Raw genomic sequence first — 26,482 nt, 5'->3', positions numbered from 1 at the left:
TCCCGTAACCTTTAACCTTGATTGAAATAGTACATTTTGTTTGCGTAATTATATTTCCTCCCGTATAATTCGCGCTCCTCGTGTCGGCTGAATCAGAGATTGGCTGGCACAGTGTTTAACTTACTCTTATTAGGAGAGAATTATGTCTCTGAATGCAGAAACTAAAGCAGCAATCGTTGCTGACTACGCACGTGGCGAAGGCGACACAGGTTCACCAGAAGTACAGGTAGCTCTACTTACTGCTTCTATCAACCACCTACAAGGTCACTTTGCAAACCACAAGCAAGACCACCACAGCCGTCGCGGTCTTCTACGCATGGTTTCTCGTCGTCGTAAGCTTCTAGACTACCTTAAAGGTAAAGATCTAGCTCGTTACCACGACCTAATCAAACGTCTAGGCCTACGTCGCTAAGATCAGTTTGTATGAAAAAGGGGCTTTTGAGCCCCTTTTTCTTTTTCTGTCCCAGAATTTACCTATAACCACCTGCACTTATCTCGGTTTTCATCTATACTACTGCCCATCTGCGCATAGCGTAGTTTGTAACAAACACTTTTTTGAGTATTACAGTCACCGCAGTCGACCATAAGGTCGCGGCTAATGAAAAATCTTTGTAAGATGTTTTCCATTAGTCGCGATTAGTAATGCCGGAAAGGTGTATTCACTATTTAAAGGAAAATACTAATGTTCGCGAATCCAGTCGTTAAAACATTTAAATACGGTAACCATACCGTAACTCTAGAAACTGGCGTAATTGCACGTCAGGCAACTGCTGCAGTCATGGCAACAATGGACGATACTTCAGTATTCGTTTCTGTTGTTGGTAAAAAAGAAGCGGTTGAAGGTCAGGATTTCTTCCCACTAACAGTTAACTACCAGGAGCGTACTTACGCTGCAGGTAAAATCCCTGGTGGTTTCTTCAAGCGTGAAGGTCGTCCTTCTGAAGGTGAAACACTGACAGCTCGTCTGATTGACCGTCCAATTCGTCCGCTTTTCCCGGATGCATTTAAAAACGAAGTACAGGTAATTGCTACAGTAGTTTCTGTAAACCCAGACGTTCAGCCAGATATCGTTACTATGATCGGTACTTCTGCTGCTCTTGCTATCTCTGGTATTCCATTCAACGGTCCTATCGGTGCGGCACGTGTTGGTCACATTGATGGTCAGCTTGTACTTAACCCAAGCAACACTGAGCTAGAAACATCGAAGCTTGATCTTGTTGTTGCGGGTACTGAATCTGCAGTACTTATGGTTGAATCTGAAGCGGACAACCTAACTGAAGAAGAGATGCTTTCTGCAGTAGTTTACGGTCACGATCAGCAGCAGACAGTAATTACAGCAATTAACGAATTTGCAGCTGAAGTTGCTACTCCAGCATGGGATTGGGTTGCTCCTGAAGAAAATACAGCTCTTAACACTAAGATTGCTGAACTAGCAGAAGCTAAGCTTGTTGAAGCTTACCAGATCACTGAAAAGATGGCTCGTTACGACCGCATCCACGAGATTGCAGAAGAAGTAAACGAAGTACTGCTAGCTGAAGATCCTGAAGCGAACACAAAAGAAATTCACACTATCTTCCACGATCTGGAGAAGACTGTTGTACGTCGTAGCATCATTGCTGGTAACCCACGTATCGACGGTCGCGAAAAAGACATGGTTCGTGCGCTAGACGTACGTACTGGCGTTCTTCCACGTACTCACGGCAGCGCTCTATTCACTCGTGGTGAAACTCAGGCAATGGTTGTTGCTACTCTGGGTACCCAGCGTGATGCACAGATCATCGATGAGCTGACTGGTGAGAAGAAAGATCACTTCCTTCTACACTACAACTTCCCTCCATACTGTGTAGGTGAAACTGGTTTTGTTGGCTCTCCTAAGCGTCGTGAAATCGGTCACGGTAAACTAGCGAAGCGTGGTATTGCTGCTGTAATGCCTTCTGTAGATGAGTTCCCATACACTGTACGTGTTGTTTCTGAAATCACAGAATCTAACGGTTCATCTTCGATGGCTTCTGTATGTGGTACTTCTCTTGCTCTTATGGATGCAGGTGTGCCAATCAAGTCATCTGTTGCGGGTATCGCAATGGGTCTTGTAAAAGAAGGCGATGACTTTGTTGTTCTTTCAGACATCCTTGGTGACGAAGACCACCTAGGTGACATGGACTTTAAAGTAGCGGGTACTAACACAGGTATCACAGCACTGCAGATGGATATCAAGATTGAAGGTATCACTAAAGAGATCATGCAGATCGCTCTTAACCAGGCACAAGGTGCGCGTAAGCACATCCTTTCTGTAATGGACGAAGCTATCTCTGGCGCTCGTGAAGATATCTCTGAGTTCGCTCCACGTATCCACACAATGAAGATCAACGCTGAGAAGATCAAAGACGTTATCGGTAAAGGTGGTGCGGTTATCCGTCAGCTAACCGAAGAAACTGGTACTACTATCGAAATCGACGACGATGGTACTATCAAGATTGCTGCAACTGACAACTCTCAGGCGCAAGATGCAATCAGCCGTATCGAAGCGATCACTGCTGAAGTTGAAGTTGGTAAGATCTATACAGGTAAGGTTGCTCGCCTGGCTGACTTCGGTGCATTTGTTACTGTTCTTCCTGGTAAAGATGGTCTTGTACACATTTCTCAGATCGCTGAGCAGCGTGTTGAGAAAGTATCTGACTACCTTGAAATGGGGCAGGAAGTTAAGGTTAAAGTACTTGAGATCGACCGTCAGGGACGTGTACGTCTAAGTATGAAAGAAGCGGTTGAAAAGCCAGCTGAAAGCGAACAACCTGCGGCTGATGCAGAGTAAGTAGCTTACTAACAGCAAAGCGTGTTATAAAGGGGAGCATTGTGCTCCCCTTTTTTTGGAGATTGATATTTGTGAATTGGTTTCGAGTAGTTGGATTAGGTGTATTGCTGGTGCTTACGGGTTGTACATCCACGGGAAATAATGGACAACAAAAAAGTGGATGGGTTTATCCGCCAATGGCTGTTCCTCTGCAGCCAAGCATACAACAGGAAGTACAAATAGCCCGTCTTAGCCAGCTATTGCAAAGACCAAACCTGGAAGATGATGTCAGAGCTAAGATGTTTTACGAGCGAGGCAGCTTCTATGACAGCCTCGGTTTAAGAGATCTGGCTCGTCTGGATTTTAATCAGTCTCTCAGTCTGAATCCTGCGCAACCAGATATCTTTAATTTGCTTGGTGTTTACTTTACTCAGGTAGGTGAATTTGATGCGGCGTATGAATCTTTCGATTCGACATTAGAGCTTGATCCTGAAAACCAATATGCAGAGCGCAACAGAGCCATTGCTTTGTATTATGGCGATCGTATCGATCTGGCGTTTGAAGAGATGACCGCACACTATAAGGACGATCCTAGCGACCCTTTTCGGGCTTTATGGCTTTACATTATTGAACGCGAGATAGACCCTGTTATTGCCCGCGATAAATTAGCGTCACGATACAGAACTCACAACGAAGAATGGGGTTGGGTATTGGTCGCGATTATGCTCAACGATATTAGTGAAAAACAGGTATTTAAAGCGGTGCTTGCTGATACCAGAGATAATGCTGTCTTAGCTCAGCGTCTTACTGAAACCTATTTTTATTTAGGTAAGCGTTATCAGTTTGAGGGCGACTACGCAAATGCAATCGCTTTATATAAGCTCGCATTGTCATTTAATGTCTATGAGTATGTTGAGCACCGATATTCTTTCCTTGAACTAGGTAGGATTTTTGATGAGGTTCAACAAGCTCGAAGAGAAAGCAAAGCTTCCGGCAATTTAGGCTCTGTTTCAGATTAAGCTTATAACTGGAATTACTCTAAACCGTTGCAACTATGCAGCGGTTTTTTTATTGCGTAGATTTTTTGTTAGGTTAAAATAGTTAGCCGTGCTAACTAAATGGTGCTGTAATGTCTTTAAAAGAAACTTTGTTCGAGTTCGAAAGGTATATCTCAAAAGAGTGGAGGATGTTTGTAAAGGAAGATCCTCTGGCGAAATTGAGCTTTAACGAATTTGATTACCTAAAGGTTATTCAGACGGCAAAGGAACCAATTAGAATCACCGATCTGGCTGTTGAGATGATGGTTACCAAACCTTCAGCCTCAAATATGGTGGTCAGATTAGAGAGGAAAGGGTTAGTTAGACGCATTAGTGACTTTGAAGATGCTCGAGTAAAGAGAGTAGAGCTAACTGAGCAGGCAAAGAAAGATCTCTCTTTGGAAGATAAGGTTTACTCTTTGGTTGTCGATAAGCTAGAGAGAAATGTAACCAAAGAAGAGTCAGAGCGGGTCGTCGAAATCCTGACCAAAATGTTAAAGAACGATACCTAGTTAGAGCTCTTTAAGTATCAAGCGGAAATAATTATTTGTTAGTTTATCTAGATAGTTAGCTTTGCTAACAAAATGGTGTTGAATCAGTGAAACCGATATATAAACAGTTCTGGCATTATACGTTGCCGACGGTAGCCGCGATGTTGGTTAATGGTCTTTATCAGATAATTGATGGTGTTTTTATCGGCCAATACGTTGGTGCGGACGGGTTGGCGGGTATAAACGTTGCGTGGCCTCTTATTGGGGCGGTACTTGGTATTGGTATGATGGTTGGTGTGGGTGCCGGAGCCATCGCGTCTATTAGTCAGGGTGCTGGAGAGCAAAACAAAGCAAAAGATGCAGTGAGCACTGGCTTAGCCATGCTGTTGATTATCTATCCGATATTGGCACTGCTTTTATACCTCTATGCAGATGATCTTTTGATGCTTCAAGGGGTAGATGGACATGTTTTCGAATTAGGAAAACAGTACCTGGATATCGTGATCGTAACTAATATCGTCGGGTTAGGTGGCATTGCACTGCCATTTTTACTTCGAAATGATAATAGCCCTAAGTTAGCTACCGGTCTTATGGTACTAGGGGCTTGCCTGAATATTGTTCTGGATTATCTATTTATTGGTGTTTTGAATAGGGAGTTAGCTGGAGCTGCTATCGCCACATCGATCTCGCAAGGTATTACAACTGTCATTGGGGTGTGGTACTTCTTTTCGAAATACGCCACCATGAGGCTATCTTTTAAGAACTTCAAGATACGAATTGAGCTGATTCCGCAGATATTGACCATCGGGCTTTCCAGCTTCTTTATGTACGCTTATGGTTCTGCGATGGTGGCGGTTCACAACTGGATGTTCACTCAATACGGAAGTGTGCTGATTGTTGGGGCTTACGCGATTATCGGCTATATCGTTACCATCTATTACTTAACGGTTGAAGGTGTAGCAAATGGAATGCAACCACTGGTGAGCTTTAACCATGGCGCCCAAAAGCCGGAAAAAGTAGGCCAGTTGCTGGGTATCGCTATGTGGACCGCTATTGTACTTGGTGTGGCCTTTATCGGAATCGTAAACCTATTTCCAGAGACAATCATATCGGTGTTTAATGATGAAGATCCTGAGCTGTTAGCTGCGAGCACACTCGGAATTCGTCTCCATATGTTTACTCTGTTTTTGGATGGTTTTATTGTTGTAGCTGCTGCGTACTATCAAGCTGTTGGGAAGAGCCAGAAGGCGATGTTTACTACAGTAGGGAATATGCTAGCACAATTGCCATTCCTGTATCTATTACCGATGTTTTTAGGGCTAAATGGTGTTTGGTTAGCGTACCCGATATCTAATATTCTTGTGAGTCTGATTTTGTTCTATGTGCTGAGAAAGGATATTAGGTATTTGAATGTCAGCTCGGACAAGGTGGTTTGCCAAACGAGCTAACGTGCTCAATGATAGGCTAAGTTAGAGAAACTTAGCCTATCCATATAATCCAGAGTTACTCTTTTAACTCTAGACCCGCCAATTGATGCCAGTAGCCATTGCACTGATGACTTTCTACTTTTTCCGGGCTTTGACCGTGTTCATTTGCACGGAATTTTTCAAGCTGAGAAAAAGTCTCTACACCAAGTGGGCTTAGTCTTACGACGTCCACTAGCCCTTTCATTCCATTGAGATCATTCACCAGGTTGTAGCAGTAACCTGATTGAGTCTGAATACCATTTAAGTTAAATACAGACTGACCCTCCTGACTACAAACTTGTAAGCCAGTTGGATAGTTGATACAACAGGTTTCACACTCATCTTTAGGACGATTTTCTGCTCTGGCGGTAAAGCAGCGTGCCGAATAAGCCAGAGGCAGATAGCCATGGCTAAACACTTCGACATCGAACTTCCCTTTGATACCCAGCTCTTCACATTGATTTAGTGTGTTCGCAAGCCAGTCACGGGAAAGCTCCACCGGCATACACCAGCGTATCATTCCTTGTTTCAAGAACAGCTTTAAGGTTTGTGCGTTGTATGTGTTAACTGCAGGTCCAACAATAAAAGGCACTTTCTTTTCAAATGCTAGCTGTACGGCTGAAACATCGTTAGCTTCTATGGCGAATTCTCCGTTATCAATGTACTTTTTCATTACATTGACTTCGCTAGGTGCTTCCAGAAGAGCCATAGTCGATAGTACGACCTGCTTACCAGAGGCGGATAGCTCTTTTGCGATATCAAGCCAATGACCAGGCTTCATTTCACGACGCTTCGAACATACAGATTCACCGAGATAGACGATATCTGCATTTGAGGCGGCAGCTTTGTTATAGAATGACTCTACATCCTGCTTAGGCCAGAAATAGAGTAGTGGACCCAGCGCATACTTCATTTGGTTTTCCATCTAATACTCCGTTACTGCCATTTTCTATGGTAAGCACCCAGTGTCGTTTGGGTTCCTTCTGATACATTTGCCAGAGCGGCATTCCAGTTATCTTCAACTTTGTAAGCTTCAGGATTAGACTGGTATCGGTCGATAGCAGCTCTCCAGGTTCTGGTTACCTGTTCGACATAAGCTGGGCTGCGCTGACGACCTTCAATTTTCACTGATGCAACGTTTGCTGCGAATAATTCAGGAAGTAATGAAAGTGTATTCAGGCTGGTCGGCTCTTCTAGCGCATGATAGCGTTTGGATTCACCTTCAATATCCACATCAAAACGTCCTTTACATAGTGTAGGGTAACCAGCGTTTTCGCCTTCGGCATATTTGTCGATCAGAATTTCATTCAGTCTGGATTCAAGCCCGTTCTCGGTTTCCTGCCAGCGTACGTATTTTGCTGGAGAACAAGCGCCGACAGTATTTGGAGACTCACCAGTCATATACGAGGATAAGTAGCAACGACCTTCAGACATTATACATAGGCTGCCAAATGCGAAGACTTCGAGATCGACGCCGTTGGGGATATTACGTGAAAGCTGTTTAACCTGATGAATAGAAAGAACTCGTGGCAGTACTACCCGTTTTACGTTGAAGTTCTGCTTATAGAATTCGATAGCAGCAACGTTGGTAGCAGAAGCTTGTACAGAAAGGTGAAGTTCCAGATCTGGGTACTTGCTTGCAGCATAATCAAGCACAGCGATATCAGCGATTATCAGAGCATCTATACCCATAGCCGCGGCGTTATCGACCGCTTTTGTCCAGCGTTCAAATCCGTCTGGGTGTGCGAATGTGTTCAGGGCAACATGAAGTTTTCGGTTCTTATCCCGAACATACTGAACTGCGCGTTCCAGTTTTTTGCCGGTGAAGTTTAGACCAGCGAAATGACGTGCATTCGTATCATCTTTAAAGCCGATATAGACGGCATCGGCACCACAATCAATAGCGGTTTTTAATGCAGGCAAATTTCCTGCCGGGCATAAAAGTTCCATTTGCTAAACCGTTAAATTCAAAATTATTTTGCATTGTAGGGGGAAGAATCAACGATAAAGTTGATATAAGGCAGGTTTACCTTAATCTCATCCTGGAGTGGTAGAGCCATGACTACTTCCTGAACGTTAATTCTTATATCGTCGATTAAGAGCGAATAACTCTTCCACCTCTTGTCTAGGTTGAGGTCGGTGGAAGTGGAATCCTTGAATAGAGTGACAGTTCAAATTAGACAACAAAGTCGCTTGCTGTCTGGTTTCTACGCCTTCTGCAACGACTGACAAATCTAGTGATTTACCCAGATTAATAATGTTTTCGATGACAGTAACCTGCTTAGGTAGTTTATCAATATCGTTGATAAAGGCGCGGTCGATCTTTAGTTCGTCAATCGGAAAACGTGCCAGGTAGGAGAGGGATGAATACCCAGTGCCAAAGTCATCAATAGATAAAGAGAAACCGAGGTTTTTAATCGCGTTTAACATCTGAAGTGTATGGTCACTATCACTCATCACCGCACTTTCAGTAAGCTCGAAGGTAATGCAAGAAGGGTCAAGCTCGGTTGTTCGAAGTAGCTTTTCCATGTAGTCGATAAGCTTAGGATTACCAAACTGTTCTGGAGAAAGGTTGATGGCAACACGACCCGGTAAGATTCCCTGGGTCTTCCAACGCTTGACTGTAGAGAAAACATCTCGCATAACAACACGGCCCAGGTGTTCGATTAAGCCAGCTTTCTCTGCTACCGGGATAAATGCCCCTGGGCTAATGTAGCCTTCAATTGGGTGTTTCCAGCGAATGAGCGCTTCTGCCCCATTAATGCTGAAATCACGAGCGTTCACCTTGGGTTGATACCAGACTTCAAGTCCGTCTTGCTGCAATGCTTTTTGAAGCTCAATTTCCAGCCAGAGGCGCATTCGGGCGGCTTTATTCATCTGATCATGATATTTGACCAGTCTGTTTCGGCCTCTGTCTTTTGCCTCATACATCGCTGTATCAGCATTTTGCAGCAATATGCGTGCATCGTTACCATCTCCGGGATAAGCAACGCTACCAATAGAGCATGCTAAGCGTTTACTGAAATGGTGCAGGTCGAATGGCTGGTTAATTAGGGAGATGATACGCTCTGCAAGATACTCTTCTGATTTTGGTTGTTCAGGCTCTGGCAAAATAATACCAAACTCATCCCCACCAAGGTGCCCTAATATAGCCTGTGCAGGCAGTAACCTCTGAAGGCGTGATGATACTTCTTTGATCACTCGATCCCCAATATGGTGACCTAATGAGTCATTAATGTTTTTGAAATTGTCGATATCGAGATACAGCATCACCAGAGGTATCTTGTTCTCAATAAAATGTTCCAGGCGGCGTGTAAAACCAAAGCGATTGTACAGTTTCGTCAGTGAATCGTAATGAGAGTCATGGTTGTCTTTGCTGCCGTCCAGGGGAAGGTTGTCCGCATCTTCGAGGATAACTATCTGAGATTTGCTGCCAAAAACGGACGCTTCAGCTGCTCTCAATTGTACCTTACGTTCAACACCACATCGGGCGCCAGTCAGGCAGGTTATCGATGAGTCTTTTAAGGATTCAACTAACTGCCCGTTATAAACGCTTTTAGAGTTTTCATCTATAAACAGGCGACCAAAGCTCTCGCCAAGCAAATCGTCGGTCTCTTTAAAACCTAGTAATCTAAGCGCAATTGGGTTTACCGAGATGATTATGTCGTTTTCGACCAGCAATAAACCATCGGGCATTAAATCAGTTAAAGTGGAAAATTTGATTTCTGCTTCTTCAAGCGAACGAACAAGTATATGTTTTTCTGAGGTATCTATTGCGTGGAAAGTAATGAAGTCGATGTTTCCGTCAAAGGAAACAGGGGATACACTGAAGTGAATACTACTCTCGTGTTCATGATCGTTTAGGGTGATCTCGGCTTCTATTGATTCACCCTCAAAGGCTCGCTCGTAATAAGGTCTTAATTGTTCTGAGAATGTCTCTCCGAGAACTTGTGCATCGTTCATCCCTTCAAGTTCTTGCTTGGAGAGCCCAGCAATTTCGCAGTATCTGTCGTTGACGTTACTGTAGTTATGGTTTTTATCGAGAACAGCGAACAGAAACGGACTTGAGTCCGTTAACTTTGAAAACCAGGTTTGTAATTGTTTTACTGCAGGCATCAACCTTTTACCAAATTACTTATTAGCGACTACTTATTATCAGCAATTTATTATTATTGATAATAATAAAAACTGTGCTTATTGATAGCTACTATAACCTCGAAAAGGTAGATGTGAAAGTGTCTGTAGGTATAGCTTTGCTGTCTGATGCACTTTTTTGATACATGACAGGAATTCTCCTGCAATATCCACTATTATGGCGGAATTGAAGAAACAACTTACGGAAAATATGTGTGTTAAACAAGATTCGAACGCATCTGGTTAATAATGCTGCTGAGATTTTGAGATATCCAGTCCACTTTTTACCTAATCACTTACAAGTTAAAGTGTTACTTGAAGGGCTAAAGCAGGTTTTTCATGAAGCACTTGAAGATGGGGATTTTGAATTCCTGGAAGATAAGTGGCTAAAAGTCTCTGTAAAAGATCTAAATTTAGAGTGGTTTATTAGCTATCAGGATGAAAAGCTGGTTGTATCCGATAAAGTGGAACAAGAAGATGTTAGCTTTTCCGGTTGTTTGAATGACCTTGTACTGATTGCTGGCCGCAAAGAAGATCCCGACACACTGTTTTTCCAGCGCAGATTAAGTATTGAAGGTGATACTGAATTAGGGCTCGAAGTTAAAAACCTAATGGACAGCGTTGACCTTGATGCCTTGCCAAAACCTATGCAAGTTATGATGAATCAGTTAGCTGATTTTGTTCAGAAGGGTCTGAATCCAGAAATCGAAACCGGAGTATCTAATGCTTATTCGAACTGAGGCTCCTGCCGACATCCTTCCGGTTGATGTATTGTTGAAATCGGCATTTGAAACAGATGCTGAAGCAAACCTGGTTATGAAGCTGAGAGAAAACGGGAAGCTAACCCTTGCTCTTGTCGCCTGTAGTGATGAAGGTGAAGTGGTTGGCTATGTTATTTTCAGCCCTGTTACGTTAGATGGTGAAGACTTCGGCTGGCAAGGCCTGGCTCCTATCGCAGTAAAAGAGGAATATCGTAACCAAGGGGTTGCCCGTGAGCTGATCGAACAAGGTTTAGAGTCTCTTTTCCAGTTCGGATACGATGGCTGTGTGGTGCTTGGCGATCCTGATTTTTACAGCAAGTTTGGTTTTAGAGATGCAGCTGAATTTGGATTTTCCTGCGAATGGGAAGTTCCTCAAGGTGTATTTAGAGCCGCAGAACTTCATCCAGGAGTTTTTGCTGACAAGCAAGGGCAGATCCAATACAGTCCTGAGTTTCAGGAACTGTAATTAACGCAATATTGTTACAACACCATGTCAGATAAAGAATCAGCCTATCTTAAAGAGATGGGCATTGAATGCTGGGAGCTTGTCCATCCAGAGCGGCTAGAAGGCATTACAACAGAGAAGATCGAACTTGAGAATGAGTGCGTTCTTTTACTTATCTCCCCAGTAAAGCCGGAAGGGGCCTTGCTAGATATGTTTGAGAAAGTGCTCAAAAGTATCAAGCTAACTCTTGCGGATGCCCGACATTTGTATCCAGAGCAACTGGCACAACTAAAATACAATGATCTGAAGTGGGTCTGGTTTGCCGGGTGTGAGCCAACCGAACTTGAAGGCAGCAACACACTTTCTTCCCCTCTGCTTTCAGATATTGATGGCAACAATCAAGAGCGCCGTGCTCTGTGGCAACAAATTTGTTCTTATGACGTATAAATTAACTCCGATGAAGCAGGAGCACCTGAGCCAGATATGGCAAATAGAGTGCTCTGCACATTCTCATCCCTGGTCTCAAAAAATGATCAATGACCTTTCTAGTCGGGGTGCATGTCATTATTCGTTAGTTAGCGAATCCGGTGAAGTTGTTGGCTACTTCTATGCGCAGAATATTGTAGGTGAAGTTACCTTACTGAATATCGCGATAGCGCCTTCACAGCAGGGGAAAGGGCTTGGTCGAATTCTGATGGAGCATTTCCTGGATGTATGTGAGCAGAACGATGCAGAGAGTGCCTGGCTGGAAGTGAGAGAGAGCAATCAGGTGGCACACTCTTTGTACCAGTCTATTGGCTTTAATGAAGTTGACAGAAGAAGGGATTATTACCCAGCAGACAATGGAAAAGAGGATGCCATTATTATGAGCTATCTGTTCTTCTCTTTTTCCTGATGCTTGCTTGAGCCAAAGTTTCTAATCAGATTAACTGTTTTTCTTCTTAGATTGATTGTTAAAACGACCAAGATCGGCCAAAATAAGCGCCAATTTTAGAGTCACAATCAGAATCCGCCATGATCTGCGGAATCTGCAAGCAACGAGAAGAATTTAATTCATGTCTAACGCGCCATTTTTAGGCGAAGTTTCTAAGCGCAGAACCTTCGCTATCATCTCCCACCCGGATGCGGGTAAAACAACCATTACTGAAAAAGTGCTTCTTTTCGGACGCGCGATTCAGTCTGCAGGTACGGTAAAAGGCCGTGGTTCAAGCCAGCATGCAAAATCTGACTGGATGGAGATGGAAAAAGAGCGTGGTATCTCGGTAACCACATCCGTGATGCAGTTCCCATACAACGAGTGTCTGGTAAACCTGCTGGATACTCCGGGACACGAAGACTTCTCGGAAGATACTTATCGTACTCTAACCGCAGTTGACTCATGCCTGATGGTAATTGATGCAGCGAAAGGTGTAGAGGATCGTACCCGTAAGCTAATGGAAGTTACGCGTCTGCGTGATACTCCAATCGTTACTTTTATGAACAAACTTGACCGTGATATCCGTGACCCAATGGAGTTGCTGGATGAGGTTGAGAGCGAGTTGAAAATCGCTTGTGCGCCAGTTTCATGGCCAATTGGTTGTGGTAAAGAGTTTAAAGGTGTTTACCATATCCACCGTGATGAAGCGATCCTTTATACAACAGGTCAGGGTCACACGATTCAGGAAGAGAAGATCATTAAAGGTCTGGATAACCCTGAGTTGGATGAAGCTGTTGGTGAAGAACTAGCTGAGCAACTACGTGAAGAGCTTGAATTAGTTCTTGGTGCATCTCATGAGTTCGATCAGGAACTGTTTATGAGTGGCGAGCTGACACCTGTATTCTTCGGTACAGCACTTGGTAACTTCGGTGTCGATCATATGCTTGATGGCCTAACAGAATGGGCTCCAACGCCGTTACCACGTCAAGCGAATGAGCGTGAAGTAGAAGCGACAGAAGAGAAGTTCTCGGGCTTCGTATTTAAGATTCAGGCTAACATGGACCCTAAACACCGCGACCGTATCGCATTTATGCGTATTGTATCTGGTACATACAAGCAGGGTATGAAGATGAACCATGTTCGTCTTGGTAAGCAGATCAATATCTCTGATGCAGTAACCTTTATGGCGGGTGATCGTTCTCGCGCTGAGAACGCGTATGCAGGTGATATCATCGGCCTTCACAACCACGGCACAATCCAGATTGGTGATACCTTCACTCAGGGTGAAGCACTTAAATTCTCTGGTATTCCAAACTTTGCGCCGGAACTGTTCCGTCGTATTCGTCTGAAGGATCCTTTGAAGCAGAAGCAGCTTCTTAAAGGTCTGGTACAGCTTTCTGAAGAGGGTGCAGTACAGGTATTCCGTCCGCTACAGAATAACGATCTGATCGTTGGTGCGGTTGGTGTACTTCAGTTTGATGTGGTTGTTGCTCGTCTTAAGTCTGAGTACAACGTAGAAGCTATCTATGAAAGCGTAAACGTTGCAACTGCTCGTTGGGTTGAATGTGACGATGAGAAGAAACTGGAAGAGTTTAAGCGTAAGAATCAGGCTAACCTGGCACTGGATGGCGGCGATAACCTTTCTTACGTTGCGCCAACAATGGTTAACCTGAACCTGGCGAAAGAACGTTTCCCTGAAGTTGATTTCCGCGCTACACGGGAGCACTAATCGACTTAAACGTCATCCCGGATGAGCCTAAGCTAAGTCCGGGATCTGGTTGAATAGCCTTCTCATTCCAACGTTAAGCACAGGAGTGAGGAAAAGGCTCAGGATATTCCTGCGTAAAGACGCTGCAAGTACATCCATGTACGCTCCGACTTTTCTTCCCTGAAAAGTAGGCTTTACTCCGGAACAACCTGAACCATTCTTGCAAGCCAGAGCAGTAAAAACAAAAACGGAGCCAATCGGCTCCGTTTTGCTTTTTTACTCGAAGGAAACTTATTCCCTTTCTTTGGTATATGGAATACCAACAGCTTTTGGACCAACTGCCTTACCGATAAAGCCAGCAAGAAGGAATACTGTTAGTACATACGGTATCGCTTCGATTGCCTGAACCGGGATAGGGAAGTCGCCGATGCTTACGCCCTGAAGACGAATTGCCAGCGCATCCAGGAAGCCAAATAGCAAACATGCACCCATTGCAGTAAATGGACGCCACTTACCGAAGATAAGCGCTGCCAGAGCCATATAGCCCTTACCTGCACTCATGTTAGGAATAAACTGCGCCGTTTGACCAACTGACAGATATACACCGCCTAAGCCAACCAAAATACCACAGATAAGCACACCCGCGTATCGCATGCCAACAACAGAAATACCGGCGGTATCTACCGCTGATGGAGATTCACCTACTGCACGCAAGCGAAGACCAAAGCGAGTACGGAACATGATAAACCATGCCAGTGGCACAACCAGGATAACCAGATACTCGATAAATGAGTGACCACTTAGAAGTTCAGAGTAAAGCAGGCCAATGACTGGTGTATCAGCTAACTCTTCTGCGAATGGGAAGTTGATTGGTGCGAAACGACCATCACCAGACAGTGCTGGTGTCTGACCACCCTGGTGATACCAGTGACGACCAAGAGTTACTGTCAAGCCAGCAGCCAGAATATTGATCGCCATACCACTTACTACCTGATCACCACGGTGAGTGATAGAGGCAAAACCATGCAGTAGCGATAGCAGTACAGAAACAGAAACACCTGCCATTAGACCAAGCATGGCTGAGTTGGTCTCGTATGCGGTAGCCGCTCCGGCAAATGCTGCAGCAAGAAGCTTACCTTCCAGTGCGATGTTAACAACACCCGAGCGCTCACTGAACATACCAGCAAGTGATGCAAGGATAAGAGGAGTCGCAACACGAATAGTTGCGTCAAGCATAAGAATAATGGTTTCAAACATAATTAAGCCGCTCCATTCCCTGCTTTAGCAAACAGTTTAAGGTAAGTTTTCTCAAGTGTTGGTCTGAACATATGTTCAAGCGCCCCAGAGAAGAGGATTACCAAACCCTGCAATACAACAACGATGTTTCGGTCAACACCGTACTCAAAGCTTAGCTCTGCACCACCCTGATATAGGAAGCCAAATAGCAAACTTGCCAGCAATACACCAACCGGGTGGTTACGGCCCATAAGTGCTACCGCGATACCAGTAAAACCGAAGCCTTCAACAAAGTTCAGCTTGATCTGGTGAAGTTCCCCTTGAAGAACGTTTAAGCCAAAGAAGCCTGCAAGCATGCCTGATACAGCCATGGTAAGTACAACGACTTTTACATAGTTAATACCAGCGTACCCAGCAGCTGATGGGTTTGCACCGATAGAACGGATTTCATAGCCCCAGCGTGAATGCCACATAAACAACCATACAAACACACAACATAGCAGTGCAAATATAAAGCTTAGGTTAAGCGGGCTTGCTTCCATCTGGATGCCAAACACAGCTAGAACTTCGTGCATCTTTGGTAGCCAGCTGCTGGCTGCAAATACGCGGCTTTCTGTTGCCATAGTGCCATCTGGTTTAAGTACATCAACCAGAAGGTACGCCATCAGTGAGGCAGCAATGAAGTTAAACATGATGGTGGTGATAACGATATGTGAACCACGTTTTGCCTGTAGGTAAGCAGGGATAAAGCCCCACGCTGCACCAAACAGACCACCAGCGACTACGGCTACCGGGAATACGATATACCAGGGAGCCACTTCACCAAGGGTCAAACAAACAAGACCAACACCCAGACCACCAATATAAGCCTGACCTTCACCACCGATATTAAATAGGCTTGCATTGAAAGCTACGGAAACGGCAAGACCGGTAAAGATAAAACCAGTCGCGTAGTAAAGTGTATAGCCAAAGCCTTCGGCATAACCAAACGCACCAATCCACATTGTCTTGGCTGCATCGATAGGGTTAATACCAATATAGATAAATAACAGGGCAGACACTAAGAAGGCTACCGCAACGTTTACCGCTGGTAACAGCGCAACGTTCACCCATGCAGGGACTTTTGCCTGACTCATGATACGTCTCCCTGAGTTTGCTGGTCTTTAAGGTGATCTGGAACGATATTAGCCATCATCAGACCAAGCGTCTTCTCATCAGCCTGTTCTGCGCTAACTTCACCAACTATAGAGCCGTCGAACACAACAAGAATACGGTCTGCAAGGCTCATGATTTCATCCAGCTCTACAGAAACCAGAAGAACCGCTTTGCCTGCATCACGACCCGCAATCACCTGCTGGTGGATATATTCGATAGCACCGATATCAACACCACGCGTTGGCTGACCAACCAATAACACGTCTGGATTCTCTTCCATCTCACGTGCAATAACCAGTTTCTGCTGGTTACCACCAGAGAAGTTTGCAGTTTTCAGATTCACATCGTTAGGACGAACATCCCATTTGTCCATGCTCTGTTGGCAATGCTCTTCGATTGCCTTCTTATCTTGTAAGAAACCTTTGTTGTACTTAGGTAAGTGGTGATAGCCAAGGATATAAGCTTCCTGAGCTTCAAACTTATTGATCAAGCCCTGCTTATGACGGTCTTCAGGGATATGACCAACACCCATAGCACGTACATGCTGCGGATCGGTTGGAAGCTCACTGCTGATTTTGTTGCCGTTAAGCTCAATTTCACCTGAGTGAGGCTTCAGAATACCTGCCAGTAGACCAAGTATTTCAGACTGACCATTACCGGATACACCCGCGATACCAACAACTTCTCCTGCTCGTACATTAAAGTTAATACCTTTAACTCTCTGCACGCCTGCGTCGTCGTAGTAGCTAAGGTCTTTAATTTTGATTAGCTCATCTTTTGGTTGGGCCGCTTCTTTTTCCACTTTTAAGCGAACCTTACGACCTACCATTAGCTCAGCTAACTGTTCCTGGTTGGTATTCGCTGTCACAACATGATCGACCATTTGTCCCTGGCGCATTACCGAGATATTGTTGGTAATAGCTAGCACTTCACGCAGTTTGTGCGTGATAATCATGACAGTTGTGCCTTGTTCGCGCAGTTTATCCAGAATCTTAAAAAGGTGATCGGCTTCTTGTGGAGTAAGTACCCCAGTTGGCTCATCAAGAATCAGAATCTTAGCATCGCGATAAAGCGCTTTTAGGATCTCTACACGCTGTTGTAAGCCAACAGGTAGTTCACCTACGATAGCGTCAAGCGGAACTTCCAGACCGTAGTCTTTTTCGATTTGAAGTAGCTTTTTTCTTGCTGCGCTAAGGCTTTCTTGCAGCTTCCAGCCACCTTCAGCACCCAGAACAATATTCTCGAGTACGGTAAAGTTCTCAACAAGCATAAAGTGCTGGTGAACCATACCGATTCCCGCTGCAATGGCTTCCTGAGAGTTAGAAGGGGTGTAGCTTTTATTGTTAACTTGCATTGAGCCGGAGTCTGGGTGGTAGAATCCGTAAATAATGCTCATTAGAGTAGATTTACCAGCGCCATTCTCGCCGATAATACCGTGAATAGTGCCTTTAGGAACTCTAAGGTCGATTGCTCTGTTGGCATGTACCGCTCCAAAGCGTTTATCGATTCCTTTTAGTTCAATGGCATAGTCTTGAACTATCGTCACGTAATTTTCCTGATCTAAGAGGTGAAATACTAAACTAAATAAGCGCTTGCAAATAACATGTGGTAGAACCTGGCAAACACTTCTTTAGCTTAGTAATTCAGCTATTTTTAGCGTAACTACGCCGCTGTTTTAGAGCAGCGGCGTGATATTATTATTAGAAACTTCTCTTACTAATTAGTAAGTACAAGTGTTATCAGCCATGTAGTCGTGTACAACGATCTTACCTGCGATGATATCTGCTTTCAGACCTTCAACGTACTCTTTCATTTCAGGAGTGATGAGGCTAGCGTTGTTCTCGTCAACAGCCCATGCAACGCCATCTTCTTTCAGACCAAGTACTTTGATACCAGGAGCCCAAGAGCCTTCAAGTGCTTCTTCCCAAGTGTTGTATGCTGCTACACCAACACGCTTAACCATAGAAGTAAGCATAGTTCCTGGCTGTAGGTGGTTTTGGTTAGAGTCAACACCGATAGCCAGTTTGCCTGCATCTTTAGCAGCCTGATATACACCTAGACCAGTACCACCAGCTGCCGCATAAATAACGTCAGCACCTTGAGAGAACTGAGATTTAGCTAGCTCAGAACCTTTTGCTGGATCAGCAAACGCAGCAGGAGTAGAACCAGTCATGTTCTGAAGCACTTTAGCGTCAGCGTTAGTATAAACAGCACCTTGCTCGTAACCACATGCGAACTTACGAATTAGTGGGATGTCCATACCACCAACGAAACCTACAGTACCAGTTTTAGATGCTTTAGCTGCTGCTGCACCTACAAGGAATGAGCCTTCGTGCTCTTTGAACACAATTGACTGTACGTTTGGCTTGTCTACTACCATATCGATGATAGTGAACTGAATATCTGGGAACTCAGTCGCAACTTTTTCTACCGCAGAAGCCATGTTGAAACCAACAGCAACGATTGGGCTAAAGCCACGGCTAGCCAAACGACGAAGACCCTGCTCACGCTGTGCTTCGTTCTGAGGTTCGAATTCACGAACAGCTACGCCTTTATCAGCTTTAAATACTTCTACGCCGTTTTTGTAAACTGCTTCGTTAAAAGACTTGTCGAATTTACCTGCTGTATCATAAACAACAGCTGGTTTAGGTGCTGCAAATGCGCTAAAAGAGGAGATAGCAATTGCTAGCGCAGAAAGTTTAATAGTAGCTTTATTCACTGGATAATCCCTATGTTGTATTCAAGTTAAATAGCAACCTGCGCCATTAAAGTAGACGCGGCCAGATAGCTTCTGTCCTACACTTAACCTCAGTTAAGGTTAGTCAAAATGATTAAAATTTGGGCAGATAACCAACAAAAAATATGATTTTGCCCTTATTATGTTTCGCAAGACGCGAGTGTATCGTTTGCTCGAATAAAAAAAGCGTATGTATCACATCAGTATGAGGAATAATGTAACTGATAACTAAATAGTGGGCGTTATTTAACATTTTTGTCATTTGTTAAGTTAGATTGTTACCTGGTATGGCTAAAAATTTTGGTCCATAGAAATGCGATGAGGGATTGAGGAGTCAAAATGCTGGAAAAAATAAAAGAGGCAGTGAAAAAGTACGATAAATGGTGCGAAGAAATGGGACTGACCAGAGAGCAAGGTCGCTGCTGTACACCAATTAAAAAAGAAGAACCATTAAGCAAGAACGACAAAGAAGTGAATAAAAGAGTGATGCTATTTGATACCCACTGCCATCTTGATAGAGAAGAGCTTTCTCAAGATATAGATAGCGTATTAGACGAGGCAGAACTTTCCGGTGTCAGTCATCTACTCGTCCCGGGTTGTGGTGTTTTTAATTGGGATCGGGTAGAAAAATTAAGTGAATGCCAACAGAACATTTACTTTGCTTTAGGTCTTCACCCTTACTTCCTGGATAAACATCGGGATGATGACATAGAAGAGTTGGAGCGACGCTTAAAATTCGGGAAAAGTAAATGTGTTGCAATAGGTGAATGCGGTTTAGATTTTTATCATTCGAGAGAATCAGAATTACAACAGAAAGCCCTTCTTATAAGCCAGATAAAACTCGCTAATGCCTATGAACTCCCTCTTATCTTACACTGCAGAAAAGCCCATCAGGAGCTGATAAAAGTCCTTAAACAACATCCTCTCAAAAATTCCGGAGTAATACACGGTTTCACTGGTAGTGCACATCAGGCTCAGGAGTTCATCAAACTAGGCCTGTATATTGGCGTTGGCGGTTCAATTACTTATGAAAGGGCTAACAAGACACGCAATGCCATCGCATCTATACCACTTTCTTCAATTGTTCTAGAAACTGACGCACCGGATATGCCGGTGAGTGGATACCAGGGGACTCCCAATTATCCAAAGCACATCAAAGAAATCCTAAAATCACTAATCTTGTTGCGAAAAGAGTGTGAGCAAACGGTTGCTAGCATGGTTTTTGTCAATAGCAAACGTTTGTTTCGTATATGTGAATAAGATCCTGTAAATCTGTTTAATTTGTACATGAAAAGAGTTTAAATAGAGATCTTGATCGCAAAATTAAATGAATTGAATGTGTATGCAATGCTAAAGTGTGAGGTCGGTATTACTTTGTAATGTGGGGTATGAGTATAATCGCCCTCGCTTTTTGAGCTCCATTTTGTAACACGCCAAATTAACTATAAGGAAGTCATATACCATGAGCCTGGTTATGAGCCTAGTCGGTATGTTTGTTCTGCTTGGTATCGCAGTACTACTATCTGACAATCGCAAAGCTATAAACTTAAGAACTGTAGGTGGCGCATTTGCTATCCAATTTGCACTAGGTGCATTTGTACTTTACGTACCATGGGGTAAAGACCTTTTAGGTGGTTTCTCCCAGGGTGTTGCTAACGTAATTAACTACGGTCAAGACGGTACTAAGTTCCTATTCGGTAACCTGGTAACATTTTCTGTTGATGGTCTTGGATTCATCTTTGCATTCCAGGTACTACCAACGTTGATCTTTTTCTCTGCATTAATCTCTGTACTTTACTACGTGGGCGTTATGCAGTGGGTTATCAAGATTCTTGGTGGCGCACTAGAGAAAGCTCTGGGTACGTCTCGTGCGGAATCTATGTCTGCAGCAGCTAACATTTTCGTAGGTCAAACTGAGGCACCTCTGGTTGTTCGTCCGTTTGTTCCTAAAATGACTCAGTCTGAGCTGTTCGCGGTAATGTGTGGTGGTCTTGCTTCTGTAGCTGGTGGTGTACTAGCAGGTTACGCATCAATGGGTGTGCCTATTGAGTACCTGGTAGCGGCATCATTCATGGCAGCACCTGGTGGTCTACTATTCGCTAAAATCATCAAGCCTGAAACAGAAGAGTTCGTTGATGATCTAAACGACGAAGACATCTCTGGTGGTGACGACAAACCAACTAACGTAATCGACGCTGCGGCTGGTGGTGCATCTGCTGGTCTTGGTCTTGCTCTAAACGTTGGTGCAATGCTAATTGCATTTATCGGTCTAATTGCTCTAATCAACGGTATGCTTGGTGGTATCGGTGGCTGGATCGGTATGGAAAACCTAAGCCTAGAACTTATTCTTGGTTACGTTTTTGCTCCTCTAGCATTCCTAATCGGTGTTCCTTGGGAAGAAGCGACGCTGGCTGGTTCATTCATCGGTCAGAAGACAATTGTTAACGAATTCGTTGCATACCTAAACTTTGTACCATTCGTAGGTGAAGGTGCTCAGGTAGTCCCTGCAACTGGTGAAGTAATGTCTGTTAAGACAACTGCTATCATCTCATTCGCTCTATGTGGATTTGCAAACCTATCATCTATCGCAATCCTACTTGGTGGCCTTGGTGGTATCGCTCCTAACCGTCGTCATGATATCGCTCGTATGGGTATCAAAGCGGTAGCAGCAGGTACACTATCTAACCTGATGGCTGCAACTATTGCTGGTTTCTGTATCTCTCTTGCAATGTAATTTGAGATAAAGACCTAAAGCAACGAAAACACCGTAGCAAGAGATTGCTACGGTGTTTTATTTTTAGTTAAATCAACTTTTTTGAGATACAAACCGTTTGCGTTCTCAGGTAGCACTTTCTTATTGCTTGGGAGTATCTATAATGTATGAGTTCACATTTTTTATGATGAAGTTTTCATTCATGTGAACACAAAATGCAGGGTGTGTTGGTATACACACTCAAGACACCGCAATCAAAGATTGTTGTGCCAAATGCTCAAGATGAGCAGGAACCAAATTGGTACTGTGCGGTGACAAGGATAGCAATTGATACTCAGGCAGAATGTCGGGTATCGAGTCTTCAGGGAACCAAGTCCGTTCATTTCGTAGCCCGGATGCAAGTGCTGAATTACCTTCTATACTGGATGGGAAGATGTACGCGTTCGGTAAACAAATTGAATATATTGATCGGAGATAGAAATGAGCGATTTAAAAGCTGCAGCTCTACGTGCACTTAAACTAATGGATCTAACCACGCTAAATGACGACGATACTGATGCAAAAGTCATCTCTCTATGTCATGACGCAAAAACAGCGGTTGGCAACACAGCTGCAATCTGTATTTACCCACGCTTTATTCCTATTGCTAAGAAGACGCTTCGTGAGCAAGGTACAACAGAAGTACGTATTGCGACGGTAACTAACTTCCCACACGGCAACGATGATATCGACATTGCTGTAGCTGAAACCAAAGCTGCGATCGCTTACGGTGCAGATGAAGTAGACGTAGTGTTCCCATACCGTACGCTTATTGCTGGTGATGAGAAAACTGGTTTCGAACTTGTGAAGCAAGTGAAAGAAGCGTGTGGTGACATTCTTCTTAAAGTTATCATCGAAACTGGTGAGCTAAAAGAGGAAGCTCTAATCAAGCGTGCGTCTGAGCTTTCAATTGAAGCTGGCGCAGATTTCATCAAGACTTCAACTGGTAAAGTGCCAGTAAACGCAACTCCTGAGTCTGCTGAAATCATGCTAAAAGTAATTCGTGATATGGGCGTTGCTGACAAAGTGGGCTTTAAGCCTGCTGGTGGCGTTCGTACTGCTGAAGATGCTGCTCAGTATCTTGCAATGGCTGATGACATTCTTGGCGCAGAGTGGGCTGACAATATGCACTACCGTTTTGGTGCTTCAAGCCTGCTAACTAACCTACTAAATACATTAGAAGTAACAGAAGAAACAGCGGATCCAAACGCTTACTAAGTTTCTTTTGTTATTGGGGAAAGTTATTTTGAGTCATCCCTGCGAAGGCAGGGATCTGGTTTAAAATCTACGGAACTAGAGATTCCTGCCTTCGCAGGAATGACGATCCTTTAAGTCTGTAGTGAAAATTGAATGGCTTTCTCCAACCTCTGTACCTATGTAAAAGAGCTCAATATAGAGCTTGGAGAACGAACTAATGTATTTACCCCAGGAAATTATCCGCAAAAAACGCGATGGCGAAATTCTTACAGCGGATGAAATCAACTTCTTTATTCAAGGCGTAGCTAAAGAAACCGTGTCTGAAGGTCAGATAGCGGCTTTTGCTATGGCTGTTTTTTTCAACGAGATGACGATGCCAGAACGTATTGCGCTGACTTGTGCGATGCGTGATTCAGGCATGGTTATAAACTGGGACCATATGAATTTTGATGGCCCAATCGTTGATAAGCACTCAACCGGCGGTGTCGGTGATGTTACCTCTCTGATGCTTGGCCCTATGGTGGCAGCGTGTGGTGGTTACGTTCCTATGATTTCTGGTCGTGGACTTGGTCACACAGGAGGAACTCTGGATAAGCTAGAGTCGATCCCTGGCTATAACATCACACCAACTAACGAGGTGTTTGGTAGTGTGGTTAAGGATGCAGGTGTAGCGATTATTGGCCAAACAGGCGATTTAGCTCCGGCGGATAAGCGTGTTTACGCGACCCGTGATATTACTGCAACCGTTGATAACATTTCACTAATCACAGCTTCTATTCTTTCTAAGAAACTAGCAGCAGGCCTTGAGTCTTTGGTGATGGATGTAAAAGTAGGCTCTGGCGCGTTTATGCCAACTTACGAAGCATCTGAGGAGCTGGCTAAGTCAATCGTAGCCGTAGCAAATGGTGCAGGTACCAAAACAACGGCTATCCTTACAGATATGAATCAGGTTCTTGCTTCTTCCGCGGGTAATGCTGTTGAAGTCCGTGAAGCCGTTCGCTTCCTAACTGGTGAATATCGTAATCCAAGGTTACTTGAAGTTACGATGGCTTCATGTGCAGAAATGCTGGTACTTGCTAACCTTGCTAAAGATACAGAAGAAGCGAGAAGCAAGCTTATGGCCGTTCTTGATAACGGCAAAGCGGCAGAATGTTTCGGTAAGATGGTTGAAGGTCTTGGCGGTCCGGCTGATTTTGTCGAGAACTACGATAATTATCTAGAAAAGGCTGAAATTATAAAGCCTGTATACGCTGATGAAAGCGGCATTGTTTCGGCAATGGATACAAGAGCAATTGGTATGGCTGTTGTGGGTATGGGCGGTGGTCGCCGTGTCGCAACAGATAGTATTGACTATGCGGTCGGCTTTGATGACTTTATTCGCCTGGGTGAAACCGCTGATTCTGACAAGCCTCTGGCTGTGATTCATGCAAGAAGTGAAGCTCAGTGGCAAGAAGCAGCAGATGCACTTAAAAAGGCAATAACCGTTGGAAGTGAACCGTACGTAGCAACACCAGATGTATACCGCGAGATTCGAGCGGAAGACGTTTAACCGATATACATCTGTGGAGATTATGATGAAAAGAGCGATTATATTAGTTTTAGACTCATTTGGTATCGGCGCGACGGCTGATGCTGATAAGTTCGGTGACGTTGGCTCAGATACACTGGGTCATATTGCAGATCAGTGTGCGCAAGGTCTGGCTGACAATGAGCAACGTAAAGGGCCTTTAACTCTGCCGAACCTTTCAAAGGTTGGATTGGGTCTGGCATCTGAAGAGTCTACGGGTAACTTCCCGGCAGGCCTTGATAAAGATGCAGAGATTATTGGTGCATACGGTCACGCAGCAGAGCTTTCTTCAGGTAAAGACACCCCGTCTGGTCACTGGGAGATTGCTGGTGTCCCTGTTCTGTTTGATTGGGGCTACTTCTCTGACAAGCAAAACAGCTTCCCACAAGAGCTACTAGACCGCATCGTTGAACGCGCGAACCTTCCTGGTTACCTTGGGAACTGCCACTCTTCAGGTACAGTTGTTCTGGACGAGTTGGGTGAAGAGCACATGGCAACTGGCAAACCAATCTTCTACACATCTGCAGACTCTGTATTCCAGATTGCATGTCACGAAGAAACCTACGGTTTGGATAACCTGCTAGAGCTATGTCAGATCGTTCGCGAAGAGCTTGAAGATTACAACATCGGCCGTGTTATCGCGCGTCCGTTTATCGGCCCTAAAGCGGGTGAGTTTGCTCGTACGGGTAACCGTCGTGATCTTTCGGTTGAGCCGCCAGCACCGACAGTACTGCAAAAACTGGTTGAAGAGAAAAACGGCGAAGTGATCTCAATCGGTAAGATTGCGGATATCTATGCTAACTGTGGTATTACGCAGAAGATCAAGAAGACAGGTATCCCTGATCTGTTTGATGCAACACTAGAGCAGATCAAGGAAGCGAAAACTGATAACACTATCATCTTCACTAACTTTGTAGACTTCGACTCCTCATACGGTCACCGTCGTGATGTCGCGGGCTATGCAGCTGCGCTTGAGTACTTTGATAAGCGTCTGCCTGAAGTTCTGGATATTCTTGAAGAAGATGACGTATTAATTATGACTGCCGATCACGGTTGTGATCCAACATGGCAAGGTACTGACCATACTCGTGAGCATATCCCTGTGCTTGTATACGGTAAGAAAATCCCTGCTGGTTCACTAGGTCGCCGCGAAACATTTGCGGATATTGGCCAGAGTCTGGCTGAGTACTTCGGTACTTCTGATATGGAATATGGTAAGAGCTTTCTTAACTAAGTTCTTCTAAAAACCCCGATAGCCCTGTAGCTCTGCTACAGGGCAATAGTTTGAATGTAGAAAAATAAGTTTAACTGTTAATTTAATAGGAAATATACACATGGCTACTCCACATATTAATGCTGAAATGGGTGATTTCGCTGACGTTGTTCTGATGCCGGGTGACCCGCTACGTGCGAAATACATTGCGGAAACCTTCCTTGACGACGTAGTTCAGGTATGTGATGTACGTAATATGTACGGTTTCACAGGTACATATAAAGGCCGTAAGATCTCTGTAATGGGCCACGGTATGGGTATCCCATCTTGTTCAATCTACGTTACTGAGTTAATCAAAGACTACGGTGTTAAGAAAATTATCCGTGTAGGTAGCTGTGGCGCAGTAAACGAAGACATCAAAGTTCGTGACGTAGTAATCGGCATGGGTGCGTGTACAGACTCTAAAGTAAACCGTATCCGCTTTAAGGATCACGACTTTGCTGCAATCGCTGACTACAAAATGGTTAAAGCGGCTGAAGAAGCAGCGAAAGCACGTGGTATCGACGTTAAAGTTGGTAACCTGTTCTCTGCTGAGCTTTTCTACACGCCAGACCCAGAAATGTTCGATGTAATGGATAAGTACGGCATCGTTGGTGTTGAAATGGAAGCGGCTGGTATCTACGGTGTTGCTGCAGAATATGGTGCGAAAGCTCTTGCTATCTGTACTGTATCTGACCACATTAAGACTGGTGAGCAAACTACTTCTGATGAGCGTGCAACAACGTTCAACGAGATGATGGAAATTGCTCTAGACTCTGTTCTACTAGGTGACGAAGACTAATTCTTCCACAGAATCGAAAAAGCGCCTGTACTTATACT

General features: G+C 44.3%; 23 protein-coding genes. 16 read left to right on the top strand and 7 right to left on the bottom strand.

Going from position 1 to position 26,482, the window contains the following annotated elements; translation table 11 throughout:
- The first annotated feature begins 142 nt into the window (after positions 1 to 142).
- The 5 genes from rpsO (at position 143) to P7F88_RS23760 (ending at position 5,764) form a co-directional block, all read left to right on the top strand.
- Positions 143 to 412, top strand: coding sequence for a 30S ribosomal protein S15 (gene rpsO / locus P7F88_RS23780; protein WP_277828906.1), 270 nt, complete (start codon positions 143 to 145; stop codon positions 410 to 412).
- A 270-nt stretch (positions 413 to 682) separates the two neighbouring features.
- A complete protein-coding gene (gene pnp, locus P7F88_RS23775; RefSeq protein WP_277828904.1) occupies positions 683 to 2,809 on the top strand; it encodes a polyribonucleotide nucleotidyltransferase in 2,127 nt (708 codons plus the stop codon).
- A 71-nt stretch (positions 2,810 to 2,880) separates the two neighbouring features.
- The gene (gene nlpI / locus P7F88_RS23770) at positions 2,881 to 3,807 is read left to right on the top strand and encodes a lipoprotein NlpI (protein WP_277828902.1); all 927 of its coding nucleotides are present in this window, start codon (positions 2,881 to 2,883) and stop codon (positions 3,805 to 3,807) included.
- A gap of 110 nt (positions 3,808 to 3,917) precedes the next feature.
- A complete protein-coding gene (locus tag P7F88_RS23765) occupies positions 3,918 to 4,337 on the top strand; it encodes a MarR family winged helix-turn-helix transcriptional regulator (RefSeq protein WP_277828900.1) in 420 nt (139 codons plus the stop codon).
- Between the two features lie 86 nt (positions 4,338 to 4,423).
- The gene (locus P7F88_RS23760) at positions 4,424 to 5,764 is read left to right on the top strand and encodes an MATE family efflux transporter (protein ID WP_277828898.1); all 1,341 of its coding nucleotides are present in this window, start codon (positions 4,424 to 4,426) and stop codon (positions 5,762 to 5,764) included.
- A gap of 55 nt (positions 5,765 to 5,819) precedes the next feature.
- Here P7F88_RS23760 and P7F88_RS23755 read toward each other — a convergent pair whose 3' ends face one another.
- From P7F88_RS23755 to P7F88_RS23745, 3 genes are all read right to left on the bottom strand, one after another.
- On the bottom strand, positions 5,820 to 6,695 hold the full coding sequence (locus P7F88_RS23755; RefSeq protein ID WP_277829266.1) for a U32 family peptidase: 876 nt from the start codon (positions 6,693 to 6,695) through the stop codon (positions 5,820 to 5,822).
- A gap of 23 nt (positions 6,696 to 6,718) precedes the next feature.
- A complete protein-coding gene (gene ubiU / locus P7F88_RS23750) occupies positions 6,719 to 7,732 on the bottom strand; it encodes a ubiquinone anaerobic biosynthesis protein UbiU (protein ID WP_277828896.1) in 1,014 nt (337 codons plus the stop codon).
- 126 nt (positions 7,733 to 7,858) lie between these two features.
- Entirely contained in the window at positions 7,859 to 9,898 is a 2,040-nt protein-coding gene (locus tag P7F88_RS23745) for a sensor domain-containing protein (protein ID WP_277828894.1), read from the bottom strand.
- A gap of 233 nt (positions 9,899 to 10,131) precedes the next feature.
- Here P7F88_RS23745 and ubiT point away from each other — a divergent pair, with 233 nt between their 5' ends.
- The 5 genes from ubiT (at position 10,132) to prfC (ending at position 13,767) form a co-directional block, all read left to right on the top strand.
- Positions 10,132 to 10,656: a ubiquinone anaerobic biosynthesis accessory factor UbiT gene (gene ubiT, locus P7F88_RS23740; protein ID WP_277828892.1), complete on the top strand. Its 525-nt coding sequence runs from the start codon at positions 10,132 to 10,134 to the stop codon at positions 10,654 to 10,656.
- Positions 10,640 to 11,143, top strand: a complete 504-nt coding sequence (locus P7F88_RS23735) for a GNAT family N-acetyltransferase (RefSeq protein ID WP_277828890.1) — start codon at positions 10,640 to 10,642, stop codon at positions 11,141 to 11,143. The genes ubiT and P7F88_RS23735 overlap by 17 nt, the downstream gene beginning before the upstream one ends.
- A gap of 24 nt (positions 11,144 to 11,167) precedes the next feature.
- The gene (locus P7F88_RS23730; RefSeq protein ID WP_277828888.1) at positions 11,168 to 11,569 is read left to right on the top strand and encodes a DNA polymerase III subunit psi; all 402 of its coding nucleotides are present in this window, start codon (positions 11,168 to 11,170) and stop codon (positions 11,567 to 11,569) included.
- Positions 11,559 to 12,017 (top strand): ribosomal protein S18-alanine N-acetyltransferase, encoded by a 459-nt coding sequence (gene rimI, locus P7F88_RS23725; RefSeq protein WP_277828886.1) that lies wholly within the window; start codon positions 11,559 to 11,561, stop codon positions 12,015 to 12,017. Before P7F88_RS23730 ends, rimI begins: the two co-directional genes overlap by 11 nt.
- A 160-nt stretch (positions 12,018 to 12,177) precedes the next feature.
- Positions 12,178 to 13,767, top strand: a complete 1,590-nt coding sequence (gene prfC / locus P7F88_RS23720) for a peptide chain release factor 3 (protein ID WP_277828884.1) — start codon at positions 12,178 to 12,180, stop codon at positions 13,765 to 13,767.
- A gap of 270 nt (positions 13,768 to 14,037) precedes the next feature.
- Here prfC and P7F88_RS23715 read toward each other — a convergent pair whose 3' ends face one another.
- The 4 genes from P7F88_RS23715 to P7F88_RS23700 all read right to left on the bottom strand — a co-directional run bounded on the left by P7F88_RS23715 (position 14,038) and on the right by P7F88_RS23700 (position 18,856).
- On the bottom strand, positions 14,038 to 15,003 hold the full coding sequence (locus P7F88_RS23715; protein ID WP_277828882.1) for an ABC transporter permease: 966 nt from the start codon (positions 15,001 to 15,003) through the stop codon (positions 14,038 to 14,040).
- Between the two features lie 2 nt (positions 15,004 to 15,005).
- Positions 15,006 to 16,118: an ABC transporter permease gene (locus P7F88_RS23710; protein WP_277828880.1), complete on the bottom strand. Its 1,113-nt coding sequence runs from the start codon at positions 16,116 to 16,118 to the stop codon at positions 15,006 to 15,008.
- Positions 16,115 to 17,683: an ABC transporter ATP-binding protein gene (locus tag P7F88_RS23705; RefSeq protein ID WP_277828878.1), complete on the bottom strand. Its 1,569-nt coding sequence runs from the start codon at positions 17,681 to 17,683 to the stop codon at positions 16,115 to 16,117. Before P7F88_RS23705 ends, P7F88_RS23710 begins: the two co-directional genes overlap by 4 nt.
- Positions 17,684 to 17,857: 174 nt before the next feature.
- Complete coding sequence (locus tag P7F88_RS23700) at positions 17,858 to 18,856, bottom strand: BMP family lipoprotein (protein WP_277828876.1); 999 nt, start codon at positions 18,854 to 18,856, stop codon at positions 17,858 to 17,860.
- Between the two features lie 357 nt (positions 18,857 to 19,213).
- Between P7F88_RS23700 and P7F88_RS23695 the strand changes: the two genes are divergently transcribed.
- From P7F88_RS23695 to deoD, 6 genes are all read left to right on the top strand, one after another.
- Positions 19,214 to 20,134 (top strand): TatD family hydrolase, encoded by a 921-nt coding sequence (locus P7F88_RS23695; RefSeq protein ID WP_277828873.1) that lies wholly within the window; start codon positions 19,214 to 19,216, stop codon positions 20,132 to 20,134.
- A gap of 202 nt (positions 20,135 to 20,336) precedes the next feature.
- Entirely contained in the window at positions 20,337 to 21,608 is a 1,272-nt protein-coding gene (locus P7F88_RS23690) for a NupC/NupG family nucleoside CNT transporter (RefSeq protein ID WP_277828871.1), read from the top strand.
- A 459-nt stretch (positions 21,609 to 22,067) separates the two neighbouring features.
- Positions 22,068 to 22,844 (top strand): deoxyribose-phosphate aldolase, encoded by a 777-nt coding sequence (deoC, locus tag P7F88_RS23685; RefSeq protein WP_277828870.1) that lies wholly within the window; start codon positions 22,068 to 22,070, stop codon positions 22,842 to 22,844.
- A 196-nt stretch (positions 22,845 to 23,040) separates the two neighbouring features.
- A complete protein-coding gene (deoA, locus tag P7F88_RS23680; RefSeq protein ID WP_277828868.1) occupies positions 23,041 to 24,372 on the top strand; it encodes a thymidine phosphorylase in 1,332 nt (443 codons plus the stop codon).
- A gap of 25 nt (positions 24,373 to 24,397) precedes the next feature.
- The gene (locus P7F88_RS23675; protein ID WP_277828866.1) at positions 24,398 to 25,624 is read left to right on the top strand and encodes a phosphopentomutase; all 1,227 of its coding nucleotides are present in this window, start codon (positions 24,398 to 24,400) and stop codon (positions 25,622 to 25,624) included.
- Between the two features lie 100 nt (positions 25,625 to 25,724).
- A complete protein-coding gene (gene deoD, locus P7F88_RS23670; RefSeq protein ID WP_277828864.1) occupies positions 25,725 to 26,444 on the top strand; it encodes a purine-nucleoside phosphorylase in 720 nt (239 codons plus the stop codon).
- Positions 26,445 to 26,482 lie beyond the last annotated feature (38 nt).

The sequence above is a fragment of the Vibrio hannami genome, from assembly GCF_029589055.1.
Classification (GTDB): domain Bacteria; phylum Pseudomonadota; class Gammaproteobacteria; order Enterobacterales; family Vibrionaceae; genus Vibrio; species Vibrio hannami.
The sequence above is the reverse complement of the archived record's forward strand: the minus strand, read 5'-3'. Positions and strand labels throughout refer to the sequence as shown.

Bases quoted from the DNA above. Each gene is read 5' to 3' on its own strand.
- rpsO (WP_277828906.1), top strand. From the start codon at position 143: ATGTCTCTGAATGCAGAAACTAAAGCAGCAATCGTTGCTGACTACGCA.
- pnp (WP_277828904.1), top strand. From the start codon at position 683: ATGTTCGCGAATCCAGTCGTTAAAACATTTAAATACGGTAACCATACC.
- P7F88_RS23765 (WP_277828900.1), top strand. From the start codon at position 3,918: ATGTCTTTAAAAGAAACTTTGTTCGAGTTCGAAAGGTATATCTCAAAA.
- P7F88_RS23755 (WP_277829266.1), bottom strand. From the start codon at position 6,695: ATGAAGTATGCGCTGGGTCCACTACTCTATTTCTGGCCTAAGCAGGAT.
- ubiU (WP_277828896.1), bottom strand. From the start codon at position 7,732: ATGGAACTTTTATGCCCGGCAGGAAATTTGCCTGCATTAAAAACCGCT.
- P7F88_RS23745 (WP_277828894.1), bottom strand. From the start codon at position 9,898: ATGCCTGCAGTAAAACAATTACAAACCTGGTTTTCAAAGTTAACGGAC.
- P7F88_RS23735 (WP_277828890.1), top strand. From the start codon at position 10,640: ATGCTTATTCGAACTGAGGCTCCTGCCGACATCCTTCCGGTTGATGTA.
- P7F88_RS23730 (WP_277828888.1), top strand. From the start codon at position 11,168: ATGTCAGATAAAGAATCAGCCTATCTTAAAGAGATGGGCATTGAATGC.
- rimI (WP_277828886.1), top strand. From the start codon at position 11,559: ATGACGTATAAATTAACTCCGATGAAGCAGGAGCACCTGAGCCAGATA.
- prfC (WP_277828884.1), top strand. From the start codon at position 12,178: ATGTCTAACGCGCCATTTTTAGGCGAAGTTTCTAAGCGCAGAACCTTC.
- P7F88_RS23715 (WP_277828882.1), bottom strand. From the start codon at position 15,003: ATGTTTGAAACCATTATTCTTATGCTTGACGCAACTATTCGTGTTGCG.
- P7F88_RS23710 (WP_277828880.1), bottom strand. From the start codon at position 16,118: ATGAGTCAGGCAAAAGTCCCTGCATGGGTGAACGTTGCGCTGTTACCA.
- P7F88_RS23695 (WP_277828873.1), top strand. From the start codon at position 19,214: ATGCTGGAAAAAATAAAAGAGGCAGTGAAAAAGTACGATAAATGGTGC.
- P7F88_RS23690 (WP_277828871.1), top strand. From the start codon at position 20,337: ATGAGCCTGGTTATGAGCCTAGTCGGTATGTTTGTTCTGCTTGGTATC.
- deoC (WP_277828870.1), top strand. From the start codon at position 22,068: ATGAGCGATTTAAAAGCTGCAGCTCTACGTGCACTTAAACTAATGGAT.
- deoA (WP_277828868.1), top strand. From the start codon at position 23,041: ATGTATTTACCCCAGGAAATTATCCGCAAAAAACGCGATGGCGAAATT.
- P7F88_RS23675 (WP_277828866.1), top strand. From the start codon at position 24,398: ATGAAAAGAGCGATTATATTAGTTTTAGACTCATTTGGTATCGGCGCG.
- deoD (WP_277828864.1), top strand. From the start codon at position 25,725: ATGGCTACTCCACATATTAATGCTGAAATGGGTGATTTCGCTGACGTT.